This window comes from Candidatus Thiothrix putei (assembly GCA_029972225.1).
Lineage (GTDB): Bacteria > Pseudomonadota > Gammaproteobacteria > Thiotrichales > Thiotrichaceae > Thiothrix > Thiothrix putei.
In genome coordinates, this window is the sequence record CP124756.1 from 2972224 (window position 1) to 2998809 (window position 26586).

Below are 26586 nucleotides of genomic sequence, written 5' to 3' on the forward strand. Positions count from 1 at the left end.
GTTTGGGTAAGCCCCAGGAATGCCGTACACTGCTTGGCATAGAGCCAATCAACTAATGAAGTCACCACTAGCATGAAAAATCTTGCCCTCCATTCCCAAACGGATGACAGCATCCGGGTACGTGCCGCCTTAATCGGTAGCCGCATTGATACCAAACCCTTCCGCGCTGATGAAACTCTTGCCATCAATCCTTTGACCATTGCGATTCCCGGCGGTGGCTGTGTGGTGTTATTCCGCTACGGTGTCATCGTATTCTTTGGCATGAGTACCGAACAAGAAGCCGCTTTCATGGAACGCTTGCTGCCACTGACACACGATGTACGTACCTGGCCTGACGAGGAGTCAGTCAACTTACGCATTGACTCCACACAGTTGGAAGGTGTTGATGCCCAAGGTTGCTTGTGGTTACACGATACCTCAGTGCAACGCTTGCAATTGGTGGCGGAAATGCTGGCACGCAGCACGGTACTCTCCGATGACGAAGCCCGCTTAACCAAAACCTTCGAGAAGATCGAACCTCTAGCACAAAACCTTAGTAAACAAGGGCATGTGCGGCAAAAACAGCAGGAATTGCTAACCTACATCGGTGATTCATTACTCAGCCAACAACGCATGGTCGGGCGTGCCGAAGTTGCTGATAAACCTGATCTGCTGTGGGAACGCCCCGAACTGGAAGGCTTATACCTGCGACTGGAAGATGAATTCGAGTTGCGCGAACGTCATCTGGCATTGGAACGCAAGCTGCAAGTCATCTCGAATACCGCCGAAACCTTGCTGGATTTATTGCAAACCCAGCGCAGTTTACGGGTGGAGTGGTATATCGTCGCGTTGATCGTGATTGAGATTTTCCTGACACTGTATGAAATGTTTTTTCGGGGGCATTAATGATCGCGTTCAGGCAAGGCAATATTTAATTCCAACACATCAAAATCCGCGCCTTTCTCGAATTGGACATTGACCTGTTCATCGCTAATCGGTACGTATTTGCGGATGACCTCCATAATATCACGGCGTAATTGCGGCAGATATTCAGGTCCATTACGGTCAAGGCGCTCATGAGCAATGACAATTTGCAGGCGTTCTTTAGCAACCTTGGCACTGGTGGGTTTCGATTGCTTAAAATAATTAAACCATCCCATAAATCACCCGAACAACTTTTTAAAGAAGCCCTTTTTCTCCACTTCCAGGAAGCGGTGCGGGACGGTTTCGCCTAAAAAGCGGCGTACAAAGTCATCATAGGCTTGGCCTGCGTCACTCACTTTATCGAGAATAACGGGTGCGCCACTGTTAGATGCCTGTAATACACTTTGTGACTCTGGAATCACCCCAATTAAGGGTACTGCCAGAATTTCCAGAATATCCTCCATCGCCAGCATTTCACCTGCCTGAACCCGTGTGGGCGAATAGCGTGTAATCAACAGGTGTTCCCGCACGCTTTCGCCACGTTCTGCCCGATGTGTTTTGCTTTGCAGCAAACCTAAAATACGGTCTGAATCACGTACTGAGGACACTTCAGGATTAGTCACCACAATGGCATCATCGGCATAATACATCGCCATGTGTGCCCCTCGCTCAATACCTGCGGGGGAATCGCACACAATGAAATCGAAGCCTAGTTCGTGTAAGTCATCCATGACTCTACCTACACCTTCCGGGGTCAGTGCATCCTTATCACGGGTTTGAGAGGCAGGCAGAATATGCAAGTTTTCAACATGCTTGTCGCGAATCAAGGCTTGCTTGAGGGATGCTTCATTATTAATAACATTGACAAAATCGTATACGACACGGCGTTCACACCCCATGATCAGATCAAGATTGCGCAGCCCGACATCGAAATCAATGACAGCAGTTTTATAACCATGCATAGCAAGCCCCGTAGCGAACGCCGCACTGGTGGTGGTTTTACCAACGCCACCTTTGCCTGAGGTAACGACAACTATTCTGCTCAAAAGATGCTCCTTCTTATTGACACGGTATAACGGGTACTTACCACGAAATACCTCAGCGATACTACCAGATAACGCACATATTATTTAGCATAAAAACCCGAAATATTTAGAATATGGGGGTAATTTTCAATTTTTCGCCATCCAGCCAAACCATCGCCGGAGAGCCTTTCAGATTCGTGTCCATGTCATCCAGCAAACGGTAATGTCCTGCAATCGAAACCAATTCTGCCTCTAGCTTCTGGCAAAAAATGCGGGCGCTGGTATCCCCGGTAATTCCAGCCAATACCCTGCCACGCAAGGAACCGTACACATGTACTGAACCACCCGCGAGAATTTCTGAACCTGCACTAGTATGCTGCAATATCACCAGACTACCTTCAGGGAAATACACCTGTTGACCTGAACGTAATGGGCGATCAACTACCTTCACACTCGTGGCGGTGCTGGCGGTAATATCTGGCTCTATCGCTACCATTTCCGGCTCTACGGAGCGCTCTGGGCGGCTGGGAGCACCGGTAGCTCGTCCTGCTCGTAATACCGCCCAACCTGCTTGCATGGCTTTTTCGACACACTCTTCAGCAATGTTGCGTATCCCAACAGGGATAAAACCCAAAGTCAGTAACATTTCCCGCAACCCTGCCATATCCAACGCTACACAGGCTTCTCCCAAAGGACTGCAATCCACCAATAACGGGCTGTTGTCGAATAATTGCGGCAAACTGTCGCGCTTCTTTTGCAGTTTTTCCCGAATGGTCTCCAAATTAGCAGAAGCCAACCGCAACACGCTGAGCAAGGTCATTTCGCCCTTTATTTCAACCAATTCTCCAGACAAACCGCGTACTCCTGACTAAACAAATGCATGAACCTGACAGTAACCTCAACCGACAAAAGGTACAACATTGCTGGCATATTTTGCACAAAATCATTTTATTGAAATATTTTATGTGCGTATAATTGACACAATAAATGCTTTTGCTGATTTTTTGCACTAGAGGCTTCAATTATCATGTACAGGGGTACATCTTCGTCAACTCTCGGCGTAACTGCCGCGTTACTACTGGTATTAGCTATACCAACACTGGCTGCCACAGGGCAAACTGCTATTACAACAACATCCTCCCCAACACTCACAACATCTGATGACACACAAGACGAGCCAATCTATTTCGACAAAGCCACCACACTCTTGGTTTCTAAAAACGGCAGCAAACCAGACTTAAGCAATGGCCTAAAATGGCTCGAACGTTCTGCGGCACTTCGTTACCCACCCGCCTTGTTTGAGCTTGCTAATCTGTATGAAAACGGTGTTTACGTAAAGCAGGATACCCACAAAGCGGTCAGTTTTTATGAACAAGCGGCGCAACAAAGGCATGTTGATGCCCAATACAATTTAGGGATGCTGTACTTACGCACACTCAAAGAAACAGATAAAGCACGTTACTGGCTGGAACAAGCAGCACAGCAACAAGATGCTCAAGCCCAATATAACCTTGCGCTATTGCATGACTTCGCCACAGATAAACAAGCTGACCCAGAGGAAGCGACGCATTGGTATCGCCAAGCCGCACAAAATAAACATATCAATGCCCAGTTCGACTTAGGGGTACGCTACCTGCAAGGCATTGTCTTGCCAAAAAATCTTTCACAAGCCGCTTACTGGTTCCGCAAAGCGGCCGAACAAGGTGACCCCGCTGCGGCTTTCAATCTAGGCTTGATGTACGAAGAAGGTAAAGGCTTAACTCAGAACCTGCCAGAAGCGATTCGCTGGTATCAAGAAGCCGCCCAACAAGGTGAAGCCGGGGCGCAATATAACCTTGGCATTAAGTACCTCATGGGTCAGGGGATTACACAAGATATGCCCAAGGGTATTGATTGGATACGCAAAGCGGCTGAAGGTGGCAACCCTGCTGCTCAGTACACGGTAGGCTTCATGTATGACCAAGGTTCAAATCTGCCTAAAGACGACCATATGGCGCTGCACTGGTATCGTCAATCCGCCGAACAAGGGTATACCGATGCACAAATTGGGCTGGCTATCATGTTCACACAGGGGCAAGGTGTACCCGTCGATCTAACAGAAGCCCAGCAATGGTTCCTTAAAGCAGCAGAATCAGGCAGCGCTGTTGCTCAATTCAATTTAGGTACACACATGGCACACGGTATTGGCACGGCTAAAGATTTGCTATCGGCAGCCTTTTGGCTCTCCCGTGCAGCCGCGCAAGGGCATGAAGCCGCAATTGCCAACCGCGATTATGTATTACAACGTCTGACTAAACAGGAACATGATGAATTAGTACGTCGATTGAAAACGGTCACAGACACAACACGGATTCAGGACAAGCAACTCGCCATCCAGTAGAATGCGGGGCTTTAAGAAAATAAGCTCGTACTCATGTCTGCATTGCTCAAGCCCCAATTCCCCGCAAACCCCAACGGTCACATCCGCTGGGGACAGTTATACGGAGCATCCCTCGACTGGCTGATTGCCCAATCTGCACAAGGGTTTGATGGCTTGACCCTGCTGGTTGTGCCGGATGTGCATACGGCTTACCAGATGGAATCCTCGCTACAATTTTTCGCCCCGGAAATTTCCCGCCACATTTTCCCGGATTGGGAAACCCTGCCCTACGACGTGTTTTCGCCGCACGAAGACATTATTTCCGAACGCTTGAAAACGCTGGCGACGCTGCAAAACCTGAAGCGCGGCATCCTGCTCGTACCTGCCACGACGATGCTGCACCGGGTTGCACCGACCAGTTACGTACACGGACATACCTTCGTGGTGCGCAAAGGCTCGCCGCTCAATATCGACAAATTGCGCAAGCAACTGGAAGAAGCAGGCTACCGCAATGTCAGTCAGGTGATGGCACATGGCGAATATGCCACCCGTGGTTCGCTGGTCGATTTGTTCCCGATGGGCAGCCATACGCCGTATCGGATTGATTTGTTCGACGAGGAAATTGACTCGATCCGCACCTTCAACCCGGAAACCCAGCGTACTGAAGAGGTGGTAAACAGTATTGAACTGCTGCCTGCGCGGGAATTTCCGCTGGATGAAGCAGGGATTCGCACCTTCCGCCAGAACTACCGGGCGCAAGTTGAAGGCGATTTGACCCGCAGTCGCATTTACGAGGGCGTGAGTCAGGGCAAGCCGCCAGCGGGGATTGAGTATTACTTGCCGCTGTTCTTTGAGCATACCGCGACGTTGTTTGATTATTTGCCGAAGAAGACGCTGCTGGTGTTGGCGGAGGGCGTGGATGCGGCGGTTAAGACATTCTGGGAGACGGTGGAATATCGCTATGAGCAACGGCGGCATGATATTGAAAGGCCGTTGCTTGCGCCGGAGAAGTTGTTCCTGACAGCAGAGATGTTGGGGAGTTGGGTTGGGGATTATCCTCGGGTTGAGGTGCAGCGGTTTAAACACGAAACCGAAGGGCTGAACTACCCCATCGCTGCCCTGCCCTCGCTCCTAATCCACGCCCGCCAAGAACAGCCCCTGTTCCTGCTATTCAACTTCCTCAAAGACCTGAAAGGGCGGGTGCTATTCACCGCCGAATCTGCCGGACGGCGCGAAGCCTTCCTCACCCTGCTGAAAGACAACGGTATTGCGGTCAAAACGCTGGAAACCTGGCAGGATTTCCTCAACAGCAAAGCGGAAATGGCGGTCACGGTCGCGCCGTTGGAAAACGGTTTCTGGCTGCCCGATGCGAAGATTGCGGTCATTCCCGAAAACCTGCTGCACGGGGTGCAAATCCAGCAGCAACGCCGTCGCCGTAAAGCCACCCGCGATGCCGATGCCATTATCCGCAACCTGACCGACCTCAACGAAGGCGCACCCGTAGTCCACGAGGAACACGGGGTCGGGCGGTATCTGGGGCTGGAAACGGTCACGGCGGGCGGGGTGACGGCGGAATATTTGCTGATCGAATACGCCAACCACGACAAGCTGTACGTCCCCGTTGCTGCGCTGCATCTGGTCAGCCGTTACACGGGCGCAGACCCAGAACACGCGCCCTTGCACCGCCTCGGCAATGAGCAGTGGGACAAGGCACGGCAAAAAGCGGCGGAAAAAGCCCGCGATGTGGCGGCGGAATTGCTCGACATCCATGCCCGCCGTGCCGCGCAGCAGGGGCATAGCTTCCCGTTTGACGACAACGATTACCGCCTGTTTGCGGGCGCGTTCCCGTTTGAGGAAACGCCGGATCAGGCACTGGCGATTGAAAACGTGATCAAGGATATGCGTTCTGCGCAGCCGATGGATCGGGTGGTGTGCGGCGACGTGGGTTTCGGCAAGACCGAAGTGGCGATGCGGGCGGCGTTCGTGGCGGCGAATGCGGGCAAGCAGGTGGCGATGATTGCGCCGACCACCTTGCTGGCGCAGCAGCATTTGAACAATTTCCGTGACCGTTTTGCCGACTGGCCGTTCAATATCGAATCGCTGTCGCGCTTCAAGACTGGCAAGGAAACCAGCAAGGCACTGGAGGCACTCGCCTCTGGCAAGATCGACATCGTGATCGGTACGCACAAGCTGTTGCAGGACGATGTGCATTTCAAGCAACTGGGGCTGGTGATTATCGACGAAGAACACCGCTTCGGGGTGCGCGACAAGGAGCAGATGAAAAAGCTGCGTGCCAATGTCGATATGTTGACCATGACCGCGACGCCGATTCCGCGCACCCTGAATATGTCGCTGTCGGGCTTGCGCGATTTGTCGATCATTGCCACCCCGCCGACGCAACGCCACGCGATCAAAACCTTTGTGTGCGAGTGGAACAAGACCATCATTCAGGAGGCGTGTGCGCGGGAATTGTCACGCGGCGGGCAGGTGTACGTGCTGCACAATGAGGTCAAAACCATCGACAAGGTGGAGCAGGAACTGAGCGCGATGTTGCCCGGTGTGACGGTGCGCCATGCCCACGGGCAGATGCGGGCGCACGATCTGGAAAATATCATGAGCGACTTTTACCACCAGCGTTTCCAGATTCTGATTGCCACCACCATCATTGAAAGCGGCATCGACGTGCCGACCGCCAACACGATTTTGATCAACCGTGCCGACAAGCTGGGGCTGGCGCAGTTGCACCAGTTGCGCGGGCGGGTCGGGCGTTCGCACCACCGCGCTTATGCCTATTTGATTGCGCCGCCGAAATCCGCGCTCACGCCGGATGCGGTCAAGCGGCTGGAAGCGATTGAATCGCTGGAAGAACTGGGGGTCGGTTTCACGCTGGCGACGCACGATCTGGAGATTCGCGGCGCGGGCGAATTGCTCGGCGAAGGGCAAAGCGGGCAGATTCAGGAAATCGGTTTCAACCTCTACAACGACCTGCTGGAACGCGCGGTGAAGGCGTTGAAATCGGGCAAAGTGCCGGAACTGAGCGCGACCAGCCGCCGCACCACGGTGGAATTGGGTGCGCCTGCGCTGATCCCTGACGATTATTTGCCGGATGTCCATGCGCGGCTGATCCTCTACAAACGCATTGCCAGCGCGGAATCGCAGGCGGCACTCGACGAATTGCGGGTGGAAATGATCGACCGCTTCGGGCTGCTGCCAGAGCCGACCAAGACGCTGTTCAGCGTCACGCGGGTCAAGCTGCTGGCGCAGGAACTGGGCATCCGCAAGCTGGATATGCACATCAAGGGCGGGCGGATTATCTTTGACGACAAGCCGAATATTGACCCGATGAAGGTGATTACGCTGATCCAGAAACGCCCGTGGGTGTTTAAGCTGGATGGGCAGGATAAGTTGCGGTTTGAGATTGAACTCCCGACGGTGGAGGAGCGAGAGGAGTGGGTGATTGGGTTGATGGGGGAGATTGGGGAGTGAAAAAACGACATTTAACAGTCATAAAAAATACATTGACAAACAATTAAGCTATCTATATAAATCCTGCCTATGGAATTTACAGACAGGAATTTTACGTGATAATTGACCTAAGCAAGCAAGCAAGCAAGCAAGCAAGCAAGCAAGCAAGCAAGCAAGCAAGCAAGCAAGCAAGCAAGCAAGCAAGCAAGCAAGCAAGCAAGCAAGCAAGCAAGCAAGCAAGCAAGCAAGCAAGCAAGCAAGCAAGCAAGCAAGCAAGCAAGCAAGCAAGCAAGCAAGCAAGCAAGCAAGCAAGCAAGCAAGCAAGCAAGCAAGCAAGCAAGCAAGCAAGCAAGCAAGCAAGCAAGCAAGCAAGCAACTAATTCTCTAGCCTCATGGCTGCTATTGCCAGCCGTTTTCCTGCTCTTTTCATCCCCTGCCTCTGCCGACCTTCCGCTCACCGTTGAAAACCTGCTCAGTGACAAGGGCAAGCTGCGCCTTGAACTGTCCGCCAGTTATGCCAACTCCGAACGCCGGGGCGTGGAAACGAGTGATCCGGTAGAAATCCAAACCGGGGCGAATAGTTTTGTGTACATCCCCACCTTGGTAGGCGAACGCCTCAGCAACAGCGACGCGCTGGTGACTACCGCAGGCATCCGCTACGGGCTCACCAAAGACACCGAAATTTACGCCCGCGCCTCCGCCATCGGCATTGACCGCCGTGCCGAAACCGCCAGCGGGGACACCCTCAAGGATAGTGAAAGCCGTTTTGCCGACGCATGGCTGGGGGTGAATCAGCGTATCCGCGATGATGCTGACAAGCCCGCCCTGTTTGTATTTGGCGAAATTCAAGCGGCTGAACGCCAAGACAGCGGCAAAAATATCTATGGCAAATCCCTGACGGCAGGCTTCACCACTTACCAAACCTATGATCCAGTTGTGCTTTCCCTCACGGGGGCAGCCCAACTCAATGCCACGCGCAAGGATGGCAGCACAGAACACCGACCCGGCAATAGCCTGAGCCTTTCGCCTTCCGTGGGGTTTGCGGTCAATGACAAGGTGACGCTCACAACAGGTCTGACGTGGCGACTGCGCCAAGCTGACAATGTTGACGGGAAAGAAACAGGAATCCGACGCACCACCACCAGCCTTGATCTGGGGCTGGGTTATGCGCTGGGCAAGCGTGACACGCTTAACCTCAGCGCACGTCCCCAAGTTTCCGGCAACGGTGATGTCCAAGTTGTAGCGAACTGGATTCACCGACTGGAAAAGTAGCGAAAGCTAATTTCAACATGACGCAATCAATTAAGGAGTTAATGTCATGAAAAAACTGTTGATCACATCTCTCTTGGCAACGAGCCTCGCTTCCGGTAGTGTACTGGCAAACTCTGCCTCGCAGCAAGGCGACCTCGACCAAAGGGTGTGAACAAAAGTGCGGTGTCCTGTAGACTAAGATGGCATCCCCTAAAACCAGAGAAAAAGGACTTTCCCATGTTGACAGTTAGCTCCCGCGACCAAAAACTTTTAGAAGCCTTGAACCGCAACCCAGCATTAAAAGCTCGGATGGAAGGGCTAATCGAGGTGGTTGAAAATGCCGGTGATGACATTATCAAAGCAGCAGACGCCGAACAGCGGGTGATAGAAGAACTGCGCCAAATGGGAAATGATGCGATCACTGCATGGGCAAACAAACGTGTAGAAAAATGCACAGCCCCAGCCTGTGAAGAAGGCATTGGGAAGTATGTAAAGAGTGGAAAAAAAACTGTCATTGGCACACGACCTACGGAAAAATCCACATAAGCGAACCGGTCTACCGGATTCCCGGCAAGCGTGTCCGCCCCTTTAGCCAGAGTGCCGAGGTTGTTTGCCGAGGCTGTTCGCTCCCGCTGCAACGGGCGGTGACGGACTTTGGGGCGGACTGTTCATTTGCTCAAGTGCCTGATAAATTAGAAGAACATTACGGGATACGGCTGGCATCCAGCAGCATCCGACACATCACCGAAGGTCACGCCAAACGCATCCATGAACAGGGCAATCGCTTGAAAGTTTGGTTGCAAAACATGCATAAATAAGGTTTTTCCCGAAAGGACAAAACCGATGCCGAACTTGCCGTCCAGCGCTATCAGCCGCCTACTGGAGGGTGTGAACAAAAGTGCGGTGTCCTGTAGACTAAGATGGCATCCCCTAAAACCAGAGAAAAAGGACTTTCCCATGTTGACAGTTAGCTCCCGCGACCAAAAACTTTTAGAAGCCTTGAACCGCAACCCCGCATTAAAAGCTCGGATGGAAGGGCTAATCGAGGTGGTTGAAAATGCCGGTGATGACATTATCAAAGCAGCAGACGCCGAACAGCGGGTGATAGAAGAACTGCGCCAAATGGGAAATGATGCGATCACTGCATGGGCAAACAAACGTGTAGAAAAATGCACAGCCCCAGCCTGTGAAGAAGGCATTGGGAAGTATGTAAAGAGTGGAAAAAAAACTGTCATTGGCACACGACCTACGGAAAAATCCACATAAGCGAACCGGTCTACCGGATTCCCGGCAAGCGTGTCCGCCCCTTTAGCCAGAGTGCCGAGGTTGTTTGCCGAGGCTGTTCGCTCCCGCTGCAACGGGCGGTGACGGACTTTGGGGCGGACTGTTCATTTGCTCAAGTGCCTGATAAATTAGAAGAACATTACGGGATACGGCTGGCATCCAGCAGCATCCGACACATCACCGAAGGTCACGCCAAACGCATCCATGAATCCCAAGTGTTGATAAAAGACTATCCAAGCACGTTGGGAAAAGCCTATGTCATTGCCGAAATGGACGGCAGCATGATCCCCATCGTCGAGATTGACGAAACAGCCCCCGACAAGCGCAAAGGCAAAAAGGAAAGCTGGAAAGAAGCCCGCCTGTGTCTTGCCCACGCCAAAGGCAGTGCTACGCCAACGTTTGGCGCAATATTCGGTGGCACGGTAGAAGATGCTGGAAAAATCTTATTCGACACCGCCTGCCGTGCTGGATTTGGAAAAAGCACGTTCCTCCATGCGGTGGGTGATGGGGCAAGCTGGATCAACCGTCAAGTGGATGAACAATTTGGCACACAAGGACATTACCTGATTGATTTTTATCATGTTTGTGAATACCTATCAGCAGCATCCGCAAGCTGTTCATGCCTCAAGGACAAGGATAAATGGTTTGCCAAACAGAAAAAAGCCCTACAGGATGGTCAAGCTCAAGCGGTCATCGACACACTGAAACCTTTCCTCGAAGCAGAAACGGTAGAAGACAGTAACGCCCCAGTACGAGCTTGTCACCGTTACCTGAGCAACCGCATTGAGCAACTGGATTACCCGACAGCAAAATCCCTCGGATTGCCCGTGGGGTCGGGCGAAATAGAAAGTGCACACCGTTACATCATCCAGCAACGCTTAAAAAAATCGGGGGCATGGTGGAAAAGTGATAATGCGGCGGATATGTTGGCGTTGAGGGTCATGCGGGGAAACCAGCAATGGAAGCATTATTGGCGAAACACCGCTGAGGCGGCATGAGGTTTACCGCACTTTTGTTCACACCCCCTACTGGAACAGTTGTCAGTTTTAGAAGACCCACGCCAGCAAGCCAAAGTTCTCTACCCCCTACCTGAAATCCTATTGCTGGGTTTGGCAGGCAGCTTAGCAGGGGCAGACGATGTGGTGGAAATGGTGCGCTGGGCAAAGCTAAACGCGGATTTCCTGCGCCGCTATTATCCCTATGCACGGGGCTTTCCCAGCCATGACACGGTGAGTGACGTGTTCAACGCGCTGAATGCTAAGCTGTTTTCGGAACTGTTTATCCGTTGGACAAACAGCCTGTCCGCAGGGGAGGCTGACCTATTGAACATTGACGGCAAAACCTCACGGCGCAGTGGTGGCAACGGGCAGAGCCCTCTGCACCTGGTGTCAGCGTGGGCAAACCAGCAAAATCTAGTGCTGGGGCAGGAAGCCACCGACCAGAAATCCAATGAAATCACTGCCATCCCCGCCTTGCTACGCAAGCTCGACATTGAAGGCTGCTTGATCACCATTGATGCGATGGGGACACAAAAGGCCATCGCCAAGCAAATCGTGGAAGCAGGCGGTGATTACCTACTGGCAGTCAAAGACAATCAGAAAACGTTAGCAGAAGACATCGCCCTGTTTTTCGAAAAGCCGCCTGCCGGTTATGTGCTGGATGAAGACACCCAGGTGGAAAAAGACCACGGGCGGCTCGAAACCCGCCGTTGCCGCATTTGCACCGATGTTGCTTGGTTGGAACAACGGCAGGAATGGGCAGGACTTGCCAGCATCATCTGTATCGAGTCCTGGGTCGAAAAAGCAGGAAAATCAACCTATTCCATCCGCCACTACATCTGTTCACTGGCGATGATCGCCAAGGCCGCACAATATGCCGTCCGCTCCCACTGGGCAATCGAAAACAAGTTGCATTGGGTGCTGGATGTCCTGATGCGGGAAGATTTGGCGAGAAACCGTAGCAACCATGGCGCACATAATCTCGCCATCCTGCGCCACATGGGTACTAACCTGCTGCGCAATGACAAAACCAACAAACATAGCCTCAAAGTCCGTCGTAAACAGGCAGGGTGGTCAACTGACTATCTGGCACAACTGCTGGAGCAAGTCATGTAAGTAAGGCGATTATTCAAGCGATTGCCCTACATCCATGAATCCCAAGTGTTGATAAAAGACTATCCAAGCACGTTGGGAAAAGCCTATGTCATTGCCGAAATGGACGGCAGCATGATCCCCATCGTCGAGATTGACGAAACAGCCCCCGACAAGCGCAAAGGCAAAAAGGAAAGCTGGAAAGAAGCCCGCCTGTGTCTTGCCCACGCCAAAGGCAGTGCTACGCCAACGTTTGGCGCAATATTCGGTGGCACGGTAGAAGATGCTGGAAAAATCTTATTCGACACCGCCTGCCGTGCTGGATTTGGAAAAAGCACGTTCCTCCATGCGGTGGGTGATGGGGCAAGCTGGATCAACCGTCAAGTGGATGAACAATTTGGCACACAAGGACATTACCTGATTGATTTTTATCATGTTTGTGAATACCTATCAGCAGCATCCGCAAGCTGTTCATGCCTCAAGGACAAGGATAAATGGTTTGCCAAACAGAAAAAAGCCCTACAGGATGGTCAAGCTCAAGCGGTCATCGACACACTGAAACCTTTCCTCGAAGCAGAAACGGTAGAAGACAGTAACGCCCCAGTACGAGCTTGTCACCGTTACCTGAGCAACCGCATTGAGCAACTGGATTACCCGACAGCAAAATCCCTCGGATTGCCCGTGGGGTCGGGCGAAATAGAAAGTGCACACCGTTACATCATCCAGCAACGCTTAAAAAAATCGGGGGCATGGTGGAAAAGTGATAATGCGGCGGATATGTTGGCGTTGAGGGTCATGCGGGGAAACCAGCAATGGAAGCATTATTGGCGAAACACCGCTGAGGCGGCATGAGGTTTACCGCACTTTTGTTCACACCCTGATTCACCCATTGGTCATAACGTTGCTTGAGTTCAGTCATTTGCTCCAGCGACAATGCCGTTTGTTGCGCGTCTTTTGCTTCAGCCACTGCGGTCTTAGCATCAATCAAGACCTGTTTGAGTTGTGCAGGCCATTGATGTTTGAGGGTTTCATCAAAGTAGTTCAACTCCCGCAGCAGATGCGCCCCACAAAGGCTGTGTACCACCTGATCAAAGCGGAAATACGGTTTCCAATGGTCATGAACCGCAACGCCTTGGAATACCGGCAGGATTCCCGCCGCTGTCATGGCCTCGTATCCGCGCCGTGCATGGGCAGTGTAGTAAACGGCTTCGGGTGTTGCGGCTACATGCAACCATTGGGTTTTGCCTTGCGCCCGCATTCCGCTTTCATCAAAGTGAGCCACGTCGCTGCTACTAATGGTGTTCTGAATAGCTGTATAAGTGGCCGTCAGGTTTTCACTCGCCTGACCGATCCAGTGCTGCACACTGCCATCGGAAGGCTTAACACCGTATTGGTCGAATACAATCTCGCTTGCCCGTGACAGCGAAATGAAATGACCTTGTACCAAACCCACCGTATAGGCCTTTAAACGTGCGCCGTAACTGATGTAAGGGGCGAGTGTTGCCGGGAATTCGCCTTTATGAACCTTGCCACAACCACACGTGCAAATCAGTTGGCGGTGTTCCGTGACCACGATTTGGGGTTCGGGAATGTCCCACTGTTGCCGACATTCACCTGTCTCAATCAGGGCTTCGGTTAGCGGCAAACCACAGTCGCAATGCCCGGCAACACCGTAATATTCCACGTGATCGGGTGATGGGTGCATCACGAGGCTATGCCCTTTATGACCTGGCTGGCCACCTTTTGGGCGTTGTCCAAGCTGACGCGGCTGTGCGGGTTGGCGTTTCAGTCCATCCGATGACGGGGGCTTGTGTGAATTTTTACTGTTTTTGTTGAGCTGTGCTTCCAGCTCATTCACGCGGGCGGTCAACTGATCAATACGGTCAAACAGCGTCAACACTAACTCCACCAATTCGGCGTGGCTTAACTGCTGGAGACTTTCTCGTGTTGGGCGGGGTAGCTGGTTCATATCGATAGTGTAGCTGATTTTTTAGGAGACTGAGTAGTTACGATAAATTAAATAATATTGGTTGTTATAATGTTGAAATATTCGATGATATTGAAGTTAAAATCAATATAGATCTCAATTTCTTTGGAAAAAAAACGTGCGTTGATATTTGGTTTTCAGATTATGACTTAACCAGTATTAAATCACAGGATTTTATAATTAATAGTTTACATGAGTTTGAAGCTGGCATTTCTTTGGTAGAGGTTGAAATTGATGAATATATTACAAAGGAGCGACTTGCAAAATCCGACAAACTGAGTTGCTCAATTTTCAGCATTGACCGAACGCCGCATATTCAGCCGATTTTTTACTCAATTTGACCAACGAAACCTGAGCTTTTTCAGTTTTACCGTAACTTTTGCTAAATTTCACCCATACCAATGCGACTGCTCCTGTTTTTCAGTCAGTCTTCCCGTGTTTTTTCAAAACCAGTCGCCTTATAACAAGACACGCATCAGTTGATCAGCACTCAACACCAAAATCCCAAACATCAGGTGGCTGTAAACTTTTTGTGCGCCTTGCACCCACACATTCCGACCACCAAATTCATCCTTCAGGCGGGCATTGGTTCGTTCTACGGTGCTGCGAATTTTGTAACGCTCGGCATCAGCAGGTTCAAACGCTTCTTTCTGTCCGCCGCGAGGATTGTGATCAATCAGAGGGACATGCCCCAGATGACGGCTGTATTCGTGCAAATCAGCACTGCAATAGGCTGCATCCATCAGGTCGTAGAGACTGGTGACACGTTGGGCACTGATTTGAGAGAGTGGGATGGCTGCCCCGCTGTCGTGAAAGGAGGCGGAAGACAGAATGGCTGCTATCGGGACACCACAATCGGCGGTATCGATATGCAGTTTGTAGCCGTTCCAACTGTGCTTGTAGCCTTGGGCATTCTTCTTCGTCCCCCGGTTACACTGAACCGGTATCTCATCGAGTGCTTGCTGAAGTGACTGTTCCCGTTGGCGCTGAATCCGTGTTTGCCCTTGTTTTTTCTTTGGCTTTTCCTCGGCAACAGGCCGTTCACGTGCCTCAATGGCTGTTGAATCCCGACACAGGTGGCCGATCAGCGCATCGCCCAAATACGTTTTCACCAACGTTTCATGCACACGTTCCGCTAAACGCTGTTCAGCAAATTCAGCGAAGGCACGTGAAAAGGTGGATTCGGAAGGCAGTTTCTTGGTCAGGGGAAACCCGCAGATGCGTCGCAGGGAGCGATCGTTTTGCAGCCGGTCAATGAGTGCTCGCGTATTGACAATATTGAGCACGCTTTTGGCGACAAAAGCATTGGCAAACCAAGATCGCTCCGTCGCTGGCCGTCCAGACCCATCACGAAAAGAGCGCACAAAATCTTCAATGCGCGTCAGCTCCAGTACGTGAATGAGTTTTTCAAGCTTGGGGGTCAATGTGCCAAAGGTATCATTGAAGCAAGGTAGTATTTCAATTTGCAGCAAACTCCAGCGTTGTGCAATCAGGGCGCGTTCGGTAGAATTCATAGCGTGGGCTTAATGGTTGTTTTGACGCTTCTATTATCGCCGAAAACGGCAGCCCACACTTCTTTTTTCCTTCAGATGAAGGAAGGTTCACGCTGAAAATGTAATTTTGCAAGTGGCTCAAAGGTAAACGGTCATTCTAGGGGTGTGAACAAAAGTGCGGTAAACCTCATGCCGCCTCAGCGGTGTTTCGCCAATAATGCTTCCATTGCTGGTTTCCCCGCATGACCCTCAACGCCAACATATCCGCCGCATTATCACTTTTCCACCATGCCCCCGATTTTTTTAAGCGTTGCTGGATGATGTAACGGTGTGCACTTTCTATTTCGCCCGACCCCACGGGCAATCCGAGGGATTTTGCTGTCGGGTAATCCAGTTGCTCAATGCGGTTGCTCAGGTAACGGTGACAAGCTCGTACTGGGGCGTTACTGTCTTCTACCGTTTCTGCTTCGAGGAAAGGTTTCAGTGTGTCGATGACCGCTTGAGCTTGACCATCCTGTAGGGCTTTTTTCTGTTTGGCAAACCATTTATCCTTGTCCTTGAGGCATGAACAGCTTGCGGATGCTGCTGATAGGTATTCACAAACATGATAAAAATCAATCAGGTAATGTCCTTGTGTGCCAAATTGTTCATCCACTTGACGGTTGATCCAGCTTGCCCCATCACCCACCGCATGGAGGAACGTGCTTTTTCCAAATCCAGCACGGCAGGCGGTGTCGAATAAGATTTTTCCAGCATCTTCTACCGTGCCACCGAATATTGCGCCAAACGTTGGCGTAGCACTGCCTTTGGCGTGGGCAAGACACAGGCGGGCTTCTTTCCAGCTTTCCTTTTTGCCTTTGCGCTTGTCGGGGGCTGTTTCGTCAATCTCGACGATGGGGATCATGCTGCCGTCCATTTCGGCAATGACATAGGCTTTTCCCAACGTGCTTGGATAGTCTTTTATCAACACTTGGGATTCATGGATGCGTTTGGCGTGACCTTCGGTGATGTGTCGGATGCTGCTGGATGCCAGCCGTATCCCGTAATGTTCTTCTAATTTATCAGGCACTTGAGCAAATGAACAGTCCGCCCCAAAGTCCGTCACCGCCCGTTGCAGCGGGAGCGAACAGCCTCGGCAAACAACCTCGGCACTCTGGCTAAAGGGGCGGACACGCTTGCCGGGAATCCGGTAGACCGGTTCGCTTATGTGGATTTTTCCGTAGGTCGTGTGCCAATGACAGTTTTTTTTCCACTCTTTACATACTTCCCAATGCCTTCTTCACAGGCTGGGGCTGTGCATTTTTCTACACGTTTGTTTGCCCATGCAGTGATCGCATCATTTCCCATTTGGCGCAGTTCTTCTATCACCCGCTGTTCGGCGTCTGCTGCTTTGATAATGTCATCACCGGCATTTTCAACCACCTCGATTAGCCCTTCCATCCGAGCTTTTAATGCGGGGTTGCGGTTCAAGGCTTCTAAAAGTTTTTGGTCGCGGGAGCTAACTGTCAACATGGGAAAGTCCTTTTTCTCTGGTTTTAGGGGATGCCATCTTAGTCTACAGGACACCGCACTTTTGTTCACACCCTCATTCTAGCCCGTCGTTGACATCCGCAAACAAATCCGAGCGCAATGGCTTATCCGCAAACCGTTGTTTCCAACATCTTGGCGTAAGGTCTTGCACCTGAGAAGCGGGATGCTCACTAACGCGCAACAGAACATCCATCAGATAGACATACGGGTTAATGTCATGCAGGCGGCAGGTGGTGATCAGGCTTTGGATGATGCCCACGTGTTCCGCGCCGAGTTCTGTCCAGCAGAACAACCAGTTTTTCCTGCCCATGGGGATGGGCCGCAGGGCGCGTTCGATGTGGTTGGTATCCATTGGCACGTCGGGATCTTCCAGAAACACGCGCAGTTCGTGTTCGCGGCGGATGACATAACCAAGGGCTTTGGTCAGCGGGTTGGAGGGGACTAAATCGGCACGTTGTAATTGGGTTTGGCACCATTCAAAGAACTGGTCGACCAACGGCTTGCTGTGGGTGAGGCGGTAGGTACGTTTGGCTTCCCCGTCGAGTTTTTTCTCGTTAATCTGGGCTTCGTGCTGATAGAGTGCCGCGATAGTGTCAAGGGCTTGGCGTACTGCTTGTGGTTCAGTAGTTTCGGCGGCAATGAAGGTGCGACGGCTGTGTACCCAGCATTGGGCATGGGTAATCTTGTCATTGGCGTTGACGTAACTGGCATAAGCACGGTAACCGTCGCTGAGCAGTGTGCCGCTGAACTGTTGGCGAAGGGTCTTTTCAATGTGTTGCCGCCCACGGCTGGCGGAGAAGGTGAAGACGATTTCGTCCTGATCCCCGTACAGCGGCCAGAAGTAGCCTTGCTTCATCTTGCCGTTGCCTGCGGGGCTGGCTTTGATGGGGGTTTCGTCCATCGTCAGCAGCTTGCTTTGCAGTACGCTGGCGAGTTGCGCTTCGGCAATGGGCTTGAGCAGGTCGATGGCACGTTTCACCGCATTGGTCAGCGTCGTGCGGCTGAGGGTGATCCCCGCCTGGGTCAGGCGTTGGTGCTGGCGGTACAACGGCAGGTGGTACTGGAACTTGTCCACCAACATCCCCACCAAAAAGCTGACATCGGTGACACTACGTTCCAGCACGTTGGCGGGTGCAGGGCTGGGAAGTGGTGGGTTGCTGAGCGAAGCCGAAGCACTGCCCTTGCGTTTGATCACGGGGCGCTCGTATTGCAGGATGAGGTAGCTGGCAGGGCGTTGCGCCACCCGATGGGTCACCTGGGTGCCGATCACCTCATACTGGTCAGCCTCTTCCCCCTGAAGTTCCGGCGGGGTGAGGTGAATCACCTTGACCGGGACATCGGCGGTAAAGCGTAACCCGCTGTCATTCACGCAGTCATCGGGGCGCAGCTTGGGGGCTTTGCCGCGTTGGTAGGTGACGGTAATGCTTTCACCCTCGGGTGCGGCAACCGGGGTGGCGGCGGGGGCAAACAACGGCAACTGCGCCACCGGTATCTCAACCGGACGCTTTTCCGATTTGCTGCCAAAGACCTGTTGCCTGAACCACACCAGTTGGCGTTTTAATTCAGAGACCGCCTGTTGCAGGACGGCATTGTCTGCACGTAACCCCGCATTTTCCTCACGCAACGCCAGCATTTCCGCCACAATCGGCGGCATGGGAACGCTGGTGTCAGACGGGGTGGATGGCTTTAAAATCATGGGCTTATTGTACCAGAATGTGGCTGCACAGGGTACTGGTAACGCTTGAATTGTCTGGATTTTTGCACCTCAATGCCTGCTAAAATCAACTGCAAATCCGTCCGGGTCAGTTCGCGCTGCCCGCTGGTTGTCGGCTGCACCCGGTATTGCCCCTGCTCCAAGCGTTGGCTCCATAAGCAATAGCCGCTGGGTTCAAAATAGAGGATCTTCATCTGGGTTTTACGCAGGTTCACAAACACGAAATAATGCCCACTCAGGGGATTTTGCCCTAACTGGTTTTTCACCAAAGCGGTCAGCCCCGTAAAGCTTTTGCGCATGTCGGTGGCTTGGGTGCATAGCCAGATGCGGGCGGTGGCTGCGGGGGCAAACATCAGCGTTGGCTCAGGCGTAGTTCAACACCATTCCCCAAACTCAGCACAATGTGCCAGCCTTGCCCCAGCGCGGCATGACCCGCCGATAATGCTCCCAAGTCGATGAAGGTATTGGCGGGAACGGCTGGTTCCTCCACGCCATCTGCGGAGCGTAGACGCTGCCGCCATTGGCAAAAACTGGCGTAACCGATACTGTGCTGTTCACAAAATGCCGGGGCGGATAAGCCGCTGGCTTGCCATTGGCTAATGAGGGTTTGCCATTCGCTGGCGCGGCGGTGAGGGCGTTTCATTGAGGTTTCCTTCGGTTGTTCAGGTTGGAAACCAGTTTAGGGCGTGGAAATCGCGAGGGCTAGACGTGCTGAAATGGTCGCTTACCTGGGTGATGCGCCCGGCACTTACGTGCGCCAGAAAGTCTAATCCGCCAGCATCTGCAATACGCCTTGCAGCGCGTATTGCACTGCCTGATAGCGTACCGCCTCCCGATCACCTTGAAAGTATTGGGTTGCGGTACGAACTTCCCCATTCTGCGCTGCCCAGCCGAAACAGACCATGCCGACAGGTTTGGTGGTTGTGCCGCCACCCGGCCCCGCAATACCACTGACGGATACCGCGACTTGCGCTCGCGAATACAGTAACGCACCGGTTGCCATCGCCGCAGTCACGGCTTCGCTCACCGCACCGTGCTCTGCCAACGTTGCTGCTGGCACACTCAGCATTTCCTGTTTCGACTCATTACTGTAAGTAACGAAACCGCGTTCAAACCACGCCGAACTGCCCGCTAAATCAGTACACGCTTTAGCAATTGCACCGCCGGTACACGATTCTGCGGTGGTGAGCATCCAGCGCTTGGCTTGCAATGCCGCTACCACTTGCACCAGCAGGGTTTCCATCAACGTAACACCGTGCGCGGTGTGGAATCCAGCGACATAAGTGACTGTACAGAGGTTTCGACACGTTCACTCAAACGCTGAAAGAAATCTTTTTTAGCGCTGAAATCAATCATTTCCTCAGCTTTTATCAACTCACGTGCCACGTAAGCATCACTACCCAAACCGTCGATCAAACCCAATCTGACCGCATCCTCACCTGTCCAAAACAAACCAGAAAAAATATCCGGGTTGTTTGACAAACGTTCGCCACGCCCCTCTTTCACCACCTTGATGAACTGCTGATGGGTTGTGTTTAACATGTTATTGACATGCGCCACCTGTGCTTGGTTTTCAGGCAAAAACGGGTCAAGCATCCCCTTATTCGCCCCCGCAGTGTACAAACGGCGCTCAACCCCTAATTTTTCCATCAACTCAACCGCACCGAAGTTATCCATGCGCACCCCAATTGAGCCAACAATGCTGGCTTTATCTGCATAAATTTCATCAGCAGCCACGGCAATGTAATAACCACCGGAAGCACACAAATCAGACACAACCGCGTAGACAGGAATGTCCTTATATTTCGCCTTTAAGCGCTTGATTTCATCATTAATTATGCCTGACTGCACTGGGCTACCACCGGGGCTATTAATCCGTAAAATCACGCCCTTGGTTTTTTCATGCTCAAACGCATCTTTCAGCGCAGGGATCAGCATCTCGCCGCTGGCTTCTGCGCCATCCATAATCACGCCGTTAATGTCGACTACTGCTGTGATTTTGTCCGCGACCGTCAATTTACTATCCGAAGCACCACTGCCGATCAGCGCAATCAAGCCAATCAACAAATACGCCACAAAAAATAGCTTGAAAAATATCCCCCAACGCCGCGCCCGCCGCTGCTCTTTGATGGACTCCATTGCTACCTCTTTAAGGGCTTGCAATGCTTGCGTATTTTCTTCGTTCATTCTGTAACCTTTTGTTTTTCTAGCCAATCAGGAATATGCGTCACATCATCCACGTACCCACGCGGTTGTGCTTGTTGTAACCGTGCCAAATCATGCACGCCGTAACTAACCGCCAGTGAATCCATTCCGATAGCTAAAGCCATGTGTAAATCGTATTCGCTGTCACCGATCATCAACGCATCATGTGGTGCTGCATCATAGTCTGTCAAAATCTCTTCCAACATTTGTGGATGCGGCTTGGAACGGGTTTCATCCGCACAGCGTGTGATCGGAAACAACTCGCGCAACCCGGTTTCATCCAACACCTTATCCAGACCCCGCCGCGATTTGCCTGTCGCCACTGCCAAGTCATAGCCTTGTTCGGCGAGTGTATACAACGTTTCACGCGCCCCCGCAAACAACTCGCTACCGTGCGTGGTGCGCACCAAAAATTCCTGGCGATATTCATCCGCAATCGCCCGAATCAAGCTCGTGGGCGCTTGAGGGTACAAGGCGCGAATCGCTTCATCCAAGCCCAAGCCGATAATATGGCGAATTTCCTGATCAGTGCGCGATTCTGCGCCCACCAACTGAATCGCATTGCGCATACATTGGGTAATGTGCGCCGCTGAATCCATCAACGTGCCATCCCAATCAAAAATCAACAGGGAATAAGGTTTCATTCGGTACGCTCAACTGCGTTAATTTTTATATTGATCAATACTTCTTTTAAATCATCGGGTAACGGCGCTTCCACCACGTAACGCCGCCCGGTGGCTCGTAAGGTAAAATCCACGCTGGCAGAATGCAAAAACAAACGTTTTAAGCCCATCTCACGAAACTTACGGTTCAGCGCGAAATCGCCATAACGGTCATCGCCCAAAATCGGATGCCCCAAATTTTGCAATTGCACCCGGATTTGATGCATTCTTCCGGTGAGAATTTGTGCTTCCAGCAACGACGCGCCGTGCAGGTTTTTCAACGACGAGAAAATGGTTTCCGACACTTTGCCTTCGCCCTCTTCCACGCGCTGCACTTTCTGGCGTGTGCCTTCTTCCTGACTCAAATCCATGGTTACGTGTTGGCGACCGTGTTTCCAACGTCCGGCAACCAAGGCTTTGTAACGCTTGTCGATCTTGCCGTCGCGAAACAAGCCGTGCAATTCGGTCAAAGCTTGGCGCGATTTCGCCAGAATCATCACGCCGCTGGTGTCACGGTCAATGCGATGCGCCAATTCCACATACGGCAAATTTTCGCGTAACTGGCGAAATGCCTCAATCAAGCCCAATTTATAACCGCTACCACCGTGTACCGGCAAACCGGATGGCTTATTGATGAAAATAAGCTGCTCATCTTCATGCAATACCGCTGCTTCCAACACCGCTAATAAGGATTCGGATGCCAGTGCGGGCTTATCCGGAGGGTTCACTTCAGTTTCCAACTTAATCGGGGGAATCCGAATAATTTCACCTAATTCCAGCTTTTTTTCCGGCTTCACCCTTTTTTTATCAACACGCACCTCGCCCTTGCGCACAATCCGGTATAAGGCGCTTTTGGGCAGTTGCTTCAAATGCCGCAGCAGGAAATTGTCGATGCGCTGCCCGACTTCGTTTTCAGTAACTGTGTAATATTCGACTGCCATAGTGAAAAAACATACCAACTAAATTTAAATGCAAATTGAATATAATTAACCGAATTGATATATTCGCAACAGGCAAACGTTAAGGTGCAAACCTGACACAATGGGTTCGATCAAATCAGAACACGATGATATGACCCATGCCTGATTGATTCAATCACAAATTCTAGCGGTCAGAACATTCCCCAGAATTTGTGCAGGGGTAAACAGGATAAAAGTATTCTGCCCCCGATAACTCAACGCTTGTTATGCAGTTTAAAAATTAAGCAGACAGGTGTGGCATTAACAGCAGAACTTGTTGCTGATGTCTGTTGCAAGAATGCGCCAGCGGTTTACAATTTTCATGCGCCCTTATGAGGCAGTTCCATGACCCGTAACAACCGAACGATTCTTTCTGAAGGTAGGCCCGATTAAGGTTAATCCATAGCTTGGCGAAAAGAACATTTCTAACGCTTTGATATTAAACGAAATAAACTAATCGACTCCACCTGAAACAAACAGGTAACAGGTGCTGCATAACCAAGGCTTATGTAGTACATGAAACGTATTTTAATTAATGCAACCCAACCCGAAGAAATTCGCGTTGCCATGGTTGATGGGCAACGCCTATACGACCTCGATATTGAACATTCCCTACGCGCTCAGAAAAAGGCCAATATTTACAAAGGGGTAATTACCCGCGTCGAACCCAGCTTAGAAGCCGTCTTTGTTAATTATGGCGCACAACGCCACGGTTTCCTCTCCTTCCGCGAAGTTGCGCCTGAATTTTACAACCCGAACGCCAAGTACACCGGTCGCCCTAACGTCAAAGACGTGATGCGCGAAGGTATGGAAATTCTGGTACAAGTCGATAAAGAAGAACGCGGCAACAAGGGCGCAGCCCTGACCACCTACCTCAGCCTTGCCGGGCGTTATTTGGTGTTGATGCCCAATAACCCTAAAGCGGGCGGGGTTTCTCGGCGCATTGAAGGCGATGACCGCCAGCAAATCAAGCAAACCCTGAGCGAGTTAGACATCCCCGACAGCATGGGCGTGATCGTGCGCACCGCCGGTATCGAGCGCGATGCCGAAGAACTCTCATGGGATTTGGACTACCTCAAAACCTTGTGGAATGCCATCCAGCAAGCCTACCAACAGCACAAAGGTCCGACGCTGCTGTATCAGGAAAGCAATGTCATTATCCGCGCCTTGCGTGACTATTTCCGCCGCGACATCGGTGAAATTGTCATCGACAATGACAAGGTATTCAACCAAGCGCGTGATTTTATGCAGGCGGTGATGCCGCACAATATCCGCAAGCTCAAGCTTTACACTGACGGCACACCGCTATTCAGCCGCTTTCAGGTGGAAAACCAGATCGAAACGGCGTATCAGCGCACCGTTGCCCTGCCCTCTGGCGGCGCAATCGTCATTGACCATACCGAAGCGCTGATTTCCATCGACATTAACTCGGCGCGTGCCACCAAAGGGCATGACATCGAAGAAACCGCGCTCAACACCAACCTCGAAGCGGCTGACGAAATTGCCCGTCAATTGCGTTTGCGTGACTTGGGCGGCCTGGTGGTGATTGACTTTATCGACATGCTGCCCAGCAAACACCAACGCGAAGTCGAAAAACGCTTGCGTGATGCCATGAAACTTGACCGCGCACGGGTACAAGTCGGGCGTATTTCCCGCTTTGGCTTGCTGGAAATGTCACGCCAACGCTTGCGCCCGTCACTGGGCGAATCCAGCCAGATCGTCTGCCCACGTTGCACCGGTCAAGGTCACATCCGCAGCACCGACTCGATGGCTCTGTCCATCCTGCGCTTGGTCGAAGAAGAAGCCATGAAGGAAATGACCGGCAAAGTCATTGCCCGCCTACCAGTTTCCGTTGCGACCTTCTTGCTGAACGAAAAGCGTCAAGCAATCACCGACATTCAACAACGTCGCAATGTCGATTTGACCATTATTCCCAACCCGTACATGGAAACACCGCATTACGACATCAGCCGTATCCGCAATGACAACCTCGAAGACGAGGAGGGGCAAAGCAGTTATCAATACATTCCTGCCCCTCCCGCGACGGAAGAGACTGTCCAGCAAGATACCAGCAAACTCCAGGCGCCAACTGAGGCTGCTGTCACCAATGTCATGCCCAGTACACCTGCACCTCAAAGTGCACGCAGTTCTCAAACTGAAACCAGTGCCGCAACCTTGAGCGTGACAACAGTTACCCAGATCAAGGGGCCTGGACTCATGCGGCGCATTTTTAATAGCTTATTTGGCAGCAGCCCCAATGTAGACAAAGCGGCAGAAGTCGCTGAAAGCAAAGCAGAAACGGCAGCACCAGCAATACCTAAGCGCAACGATCAGCAGCAACGTAATGATCGACGTGGTGAGCGGAATAGCGAACAACGTAACCGTAATCGCAATAATGGCAGAAGTGACGTAGCGCCCGATGCTGAACGTACAATCAACGAGGGTTCACGCAACCGCAACGCAAATAATGCACAGGAAACCCAGCAACCTCGCCAGAATCGCCAAGACGAACAACGCGGTAATGAGCGGAACAACGACCGCCGCAACGAGCGTCAAGTAAATGAACGTCCTGCTGGCAATACAGAGCGGAACAACGACCGCCGCAATAACCGTAACCGCAATGAGCGAGAGGAAAGTAACACCGGCAATGTTGGTGATAACCGTCGTCCACCGCGTGAGCCACGTCCGCCTAAAATACAGGAACAGGAGGCAGTAACAACAACCTCCATGAATGAACAAACACCTGTTGAAATCGTATTACCAGCACCTCGCGAAACACGCGAGAACAGCCGCGATTACGGGCAACAGCAACAGCCCCGTCGCGACCGTTCCCGCCGCGAATCACGCAACCGTTCAGCGGGTGCGGGTAACGAACTTGATACTCAAGCCCTCACTGCCTCACCCGTAAACGAGACTTCAATAGAACAACTACAGCAACAGCATCTGCAAACTAACAATGATGCTGACAACGCAGTTGCCGAAGCTGAAACTGCCATGAAGGATGTAGCGCAAGCTGAACCGGCATCTTCCAACGATAGCCAGAGTAACAAAGATATCTGCCAACAATCTGATTTACCAACGCCAGAGATGGACGATAATATTGACGACATCATCGCAGAAACTGACAACGACAACGACAACGACAATGTGACTACTGAAACCCAACCACGCGGGCCACGTGAACGCAGAGGACGCACTCGCCGTCCACGCGGTAATCAAAATCGTCAACAGCGCCCGCCGCGCCCCGCATCTACGGAACAGGATTCTCAGCTTGCGGCTGAAAACATGGAACCGTTCATCATTGACCTAACCGCAGCACAACCTGCACATCAGCCACGCTATGAACGACAACCTGCCACACCTGAGCCAATAGCTGTAGTAGCACAGAAAATATCCGTAACCGAACCGGTCGTAACCGAACCTGTTCACACGTTAGCGGAGCCTGCCCCCGCAACAAACATGCCCTTAGTTGAAACGGATACAGTAAAACCCACTGCGCCAGAAGTGCCACTTGCACCTCCTACAGCAGAAGCACCTGTAATCGCCACTACTTCAACCACAGACAATGAGGCTGAAAAAAGTGCTCCGCCCGCTGTGAAAAAACGCCCATCATGGATGCACACTGAGCCAGAGTAACCCCCCAGCAGCTTGTCTAAACT

Annotated in this window: 22 protein-coding genes and 2 pseudogenes; 11 read left to right on the forward strand and 13 right to left on the reverse strand. The window is 51.9% G+C overall.

Annotated elements, in window-relative coordinates; genetic code table 11:
* Positions 1-72: 72 nt before the first annotated feature.
* Entirely contained in the window at positions 73-885 is an 813-nt protein-coding gene (locus QJT81_15270) for an RMD1 family protein (protein WGZ93168.1), read from the forward strand.
* Here QJT81_15270 and minE read toward each other — a convergent pair.
* The 3 genes from minE to minC all read right to left on the reverse strand — a co-directional run bounded on the left by minE (position 882) and on the right by minC (position 2781).
* Entirely contained in the window at positions 882-1139 is a 258-nt protein-coding gene (gene minE / locus QJT81_15275; protein WGZ93169.1) for a cell division topological specificity factor MinE, read from the reverse strand. The two genes, QJT81_15270 and minE, sit on opposite strands and share 4 nt — an antisense overlap.
* 3 nt (positions 1140-1142) lie before the next feature.
* Positions 1143-1949, reverse strand: coding sequence for a septum site-determining protein MinD (gene minD / locus QJT81_15280; protein ID WGZ93170.1), 807 nt, complete (start codon positions 1947-1949; stop codon positions 1143-1145).
* A gap of 106 nt (positions 1950-2055) precedes the next feature.
* Positions 2056-2781, reverse strand: a complete 726-nt coding sequence (gene minC / locus QJT81_15285) for a septum site-determining protein MinC (GenBank protein WGZ93171.1) — start codon at positions 2779-2781, stop codon at positions 2056-2058.
* Between the two features lie 174 nt (positions 2782-2955).
* On the opposite strand from minC, the gene QJT81_15290 reads away from it, so the two are divergent.
* From QJT81_15290 to QJT81_15330, 9 genes and pseudogenes are all read left to right on the forward strand, one after another.
* Positions 2956-4308 (forward strand): SEL1-like repeat protein, encoded by a 1353-nt coding sequence (locus QJT81_15290; protein WGZ93172.1) that lies wholly within the window; start codon positions 2956-2958, stop codon positions 4306-4308.
* Positions 4309-4341: 33 nt separating this feature from the next.
* On the forward strand, positions 4342-7773 hold the full coding sequence (mfd, locus tag QJT81_15295) for a transcription-repair coupling factor (GenBank protein WGZ93173.1): 3432 nt from the start codon (positions 4342-4344) through the stop codon (positions 7771-7773).
* Positions 7774-7868: 95 nt separating this feature from the next.
* Entirely contained in the window at positions 7869-8132 is a 264-nt protein-coding gene (locus QJT81_15300) for a hypothetical protein (protein WGZ93174.1), read from the forward strand.
* Positions 8133-8154: 22 nt separating this feature from the next.
* Complete coding sequence (locus QJT81_15305; GenBank protein ID WGZ93175.1) at positions 8155-9024, forward strand: transporter; 870 nt, start codon at positions 8155-8157, stop codon at positions 9022-9024.
* 216 nt (positions 9025-9240) lie between these two features.
* Positions 9241-9549 (forward strand): hypothetical protein, encoded by a 309-nt coding sequence (locus QJT81_15310; GenBank protein WGZ93176.1) that lies wholly within the window; start codon positions 9241-9243, stop codon positions 9547-9549.
* 134 nt (positions 9550-9683) lie between these two features.
* Positions 9684-9821 carry a hypothetical protein gene (locus QJT81_15315; protein WGZ93177.1) on the forward strand — a complete coding sequence of 46 codons (138 nt, stop codon included), beginning with the start codon at positions 9684-9686 and terminating at the stop codon, positions 9819-9821.
* 139 nt (positions 9822-9960) lie between these two features.
* A pseudogene (locus tag QJT81_15320) lies at positions 9961-11285 on the forward strand (UPF0236 family protein).
* Positions 11286-11315: 30 nt separating this feature from the next.
* Positions 11316-12401 (forward strand): ISAs1 family transposase, encoded by a 1086-nt coding sequence (locus QJT81_15325; protein WGZ96499.1) that lies wholly within the window; start codon positions 11316-11318, stop codon positions 12399-12401.
* Between the two features lie 45 nt (positions 12402-12446).
* Positions 12447-13229: a UPF0236 family protein gene (locus tag QJT81_15330; GenBank protein WGZ93178.1), complete on the forward strand. Its 783-nt coding sequence runs from the start codon at positions 12447-12449 to the stop codon at positions 13227-13229.
* Here QJT81_15330 and QJT81_15335 read toward each other — a convergent pair.
* From QJT81_15335 to QJT81_15380, 10 genes and pseudogenes are all read right to left on the reverse strand, one after another.
* Entirely contained in the window at positions 13171-14346 is a 1176-nt protein-coding gene (locus QJT81_15335; protein WGZ93179.1) for an IS66 family transposase, read from the reverse strand. The two genes, QJT81_15330 and QJT81_15335, sit on opposite strands and share 59 nt — an antisense overlap.
* 476 nt (positions 14347-14822) lie before the next feature.
* On the reverse strand, positions 14823-15878 hold the full coding sequence (locus QJT81_15340; GenBank protein ID WGZ93180.1) for a transposase: 1056 nt from the start codon (positions 15876-15878) through the stop codon (positions 14823-14825).
* A 166-nt stretch (positions 15879-16044) separates the two neighbouring features.
* Positions 16045-17369: pseudogene (locus tag QJT81_15345) on the reverse strand (UPF0236 family protein).
* Between the two features lie 73 nt (positions 17370-17442).
* Positions 17443-19083, reverse strand: a complete 1641-nt coding sequence (locus QJT81_15350; GenBank protein WGZ93181.1) for an IS66 family transposase — start codon at positions 19081-19083, stop codon at positions 17443-17445.
* On the reverse strand, positions 19080-19454 hold the full coding sequence (gene tnpB / locus QJT81_15355; GenBank protein ID WGZ93182.1) for an IS66 family insertion sequence element accessory protein TnpB: 375 nt from the start codon (positions 19452-19454) through the stop codon (positions 19080-19082). Before tnpB ends, QJT81_15350 begins: the two co-directional genes overlap by 4 nt.
* The gene (locus tag QJT81_15360; protein ID WGZ93183.1) at positions 19454-19744 is read right to left on the reverse strand and encodes an IS66 family insertion sequence element accessory protein TnpB; all 291 of its coding nucleotides are present in this window, start codon (positions 19742-19744) and stop codon (positions 19454-19456) included. Before QJT81_15360 ends, tnpB begins: the two co-directional genes overlap by 1 nt.
* 123 nt (positions 19745-19867) lie before the next feature.
* Positions 19868-20344, reverse strand: a complete 477-nt coding sequence (locus tag QJT81_15365) for a nicotinamide-nucleotide amidohydrolase family protein (GenBank protein ID WGZ93184.1) — start codon at positions 20342-20344, stop codon at positions 19868-19870.
* Positions 20344-21288, reverse strand: coding sequence for a S49 family peptidase (locus QJT81_15370; GenBank protein ID WGZ93185.1), 945 nt, complete (start codon positions 21286-21288; stop codon positions 20344-20346). The genes QJT81_15365 and QJT81_15370 overlap by 1 nt, the downstream gene beginning before the upstream one ends.
* Positions 21285-21950 (reverse strand): HAD-IA family hydrolase, encoded by a 666-nt coding sequence (locus QJT81_15375; protein ID WGZ93186.1) that lies wholly within the window; start codon positions 21948-21950, stop codon positions 21285-21287. Before QJT81_15375 ends, QJT81_15370 begins: the two co-directional genes overlap by 4 nt.
* Positions 21947-22909 carry an RluA family pseudouridine synthase gene (locus QJT81_15380; protein WGZ93187.1) on the reverse strand — a complete coding sequence of 321 codons (963 nt, stop codon included), beginning with the start codon at positions 22907-22909 and terminating at the stop codon, positions 21947-21949. Before QJT81_15380 ends, QJT81_15375 begins: the two co-directional genes overlap by 4 nt.
* 534 nt (positions 22910-23443) lie before the next feature.
* Between QJT81_15380 and QJT81_15385 the strand changes: the two genes are divergently transcribed.
* On the forward strand, positions 23444-26563 hold the full coding sequence (locus QJT81_15385) for an Rne/Rng family ribonuclease (protein WGZ93188.1): 3120 nt from the start codon (positions 23444-23446) through the stop codon (positions 26561-26563).
* The last annotated feature ends 23 nt before the right edge of the window (positions 26564-26586 follow it).

What these genes read in the sequence shown, in the direction of transcription:
- QJT81_15350 (WGZ93181.1), bottom strand. Translation starts at nt 19,083, where the DNA reads ATGATTTTAAAGCCATCCACCCCGTCTGACACCAGCGTTCCCATGCCG.
- QJT81_15310 (WGZ93176.1), top strand. Translation starts at nt 9,241, where the DNA reads ATGTTGACAGTTAGCTCCCGCGACCAAAAACTTTTAGAAGCCTTGAAC.
- QJT81_15340 (WGZ93180.1), bottom strand. Translation starts at nt 15,878, where the DNA reads ATGAATTCTACCGAACGCGCCCTGATTGCACAACGCTGGAGTTTGCTG.
- minE (WGZ93169.1), bottom strand. Translation starts at nt 1,139, where the DNA reads ATGGGATGGTTTAATTATTTTAAGCAATCGAAACCCACCAGTGCCAAG.
- mfd (WGZ93173.1), top strand. Translation starts at nt 4,342, where the DNA reads ATGTCTGCATTGCTCAAGCCCCAATTCCCCGCAAACCCCAACGGTCAC.
- QJT81_15360 (WGZ93183.1), bottom strand. Translation starts at nt 19,744, where the DNA reads ATGAAACGCCCTCACCGCCGCGCCAGCGAATGGCAAACCCTCATTAGC.
- QJT81_15335 (WGZ93179.1), bottom strand. Translation starts at nt 14,346, where the DNA reads ATGAACCAGCTACCCCGCCCAACACGAGAAAGTCTCCAGCAGTTAAGC.
- QJT81_15290 (WGZ93172.1), top strand. Translation starts at nt 2,956, where the DNA reads ATGTACAGGGGTACATCTTCGTCAACTCTCGGCGTAACTGCCGCGTTA.
- tnpB (WGZ93182.1), bottom strand. Translation starts at nt 19,454, where the DNA reads ATGTTTGCCCCCGCAGCCACCGCCCGCATCTGGCTATGCACCCAAGCC.
- QJT81_15380 (WGZ93187.1), bottom strand. Translation starts at nt 22,909, where the DNA reads ATGGCAGTCGAATATTACACAGTTACTGAAAACGAAGTCGGGCAGCGC.
- QJT81_15370 (WGZ93185.1), bottom strand. Translation starts at nt 21,288, where the DNA reads ATGAACGAAGAAAATACGCAAGCATTGCAAGCCCTTAAAGAGGTAGCA.
- QJT81_15385 (WGZ93188.1), top strand. Translation starts at nt 23,444, where the DNA reads ATGAAACGTATTTTAATTAATGCAACCCAACCCGAAGAAATTCGCGTT.
- QJT81_15365 (WGZ93184.1), bottom strand. Translation starts at nt 20,344, where the DNA reads ATGGAAACCCTGCTGGTGCAAGTGGTAGCGGCATTGCAAGCCAAGCGC.
- QJT81_15375 (WGZ93186.1), bottom strand. Translation starts at nt 21,950, where the DNA reads ATGAAACCTTATTCCCTGTTGATTTTTGATTGGGATGGCACGTTGATG.
- QJT81_15270 (WGZ93168.1), top strand. Translation starts at nt 73, where the DNA reads ATGAAAAATCTTGCCCTCCATTCCCAAACGGATGACAGCATCCGGGTA.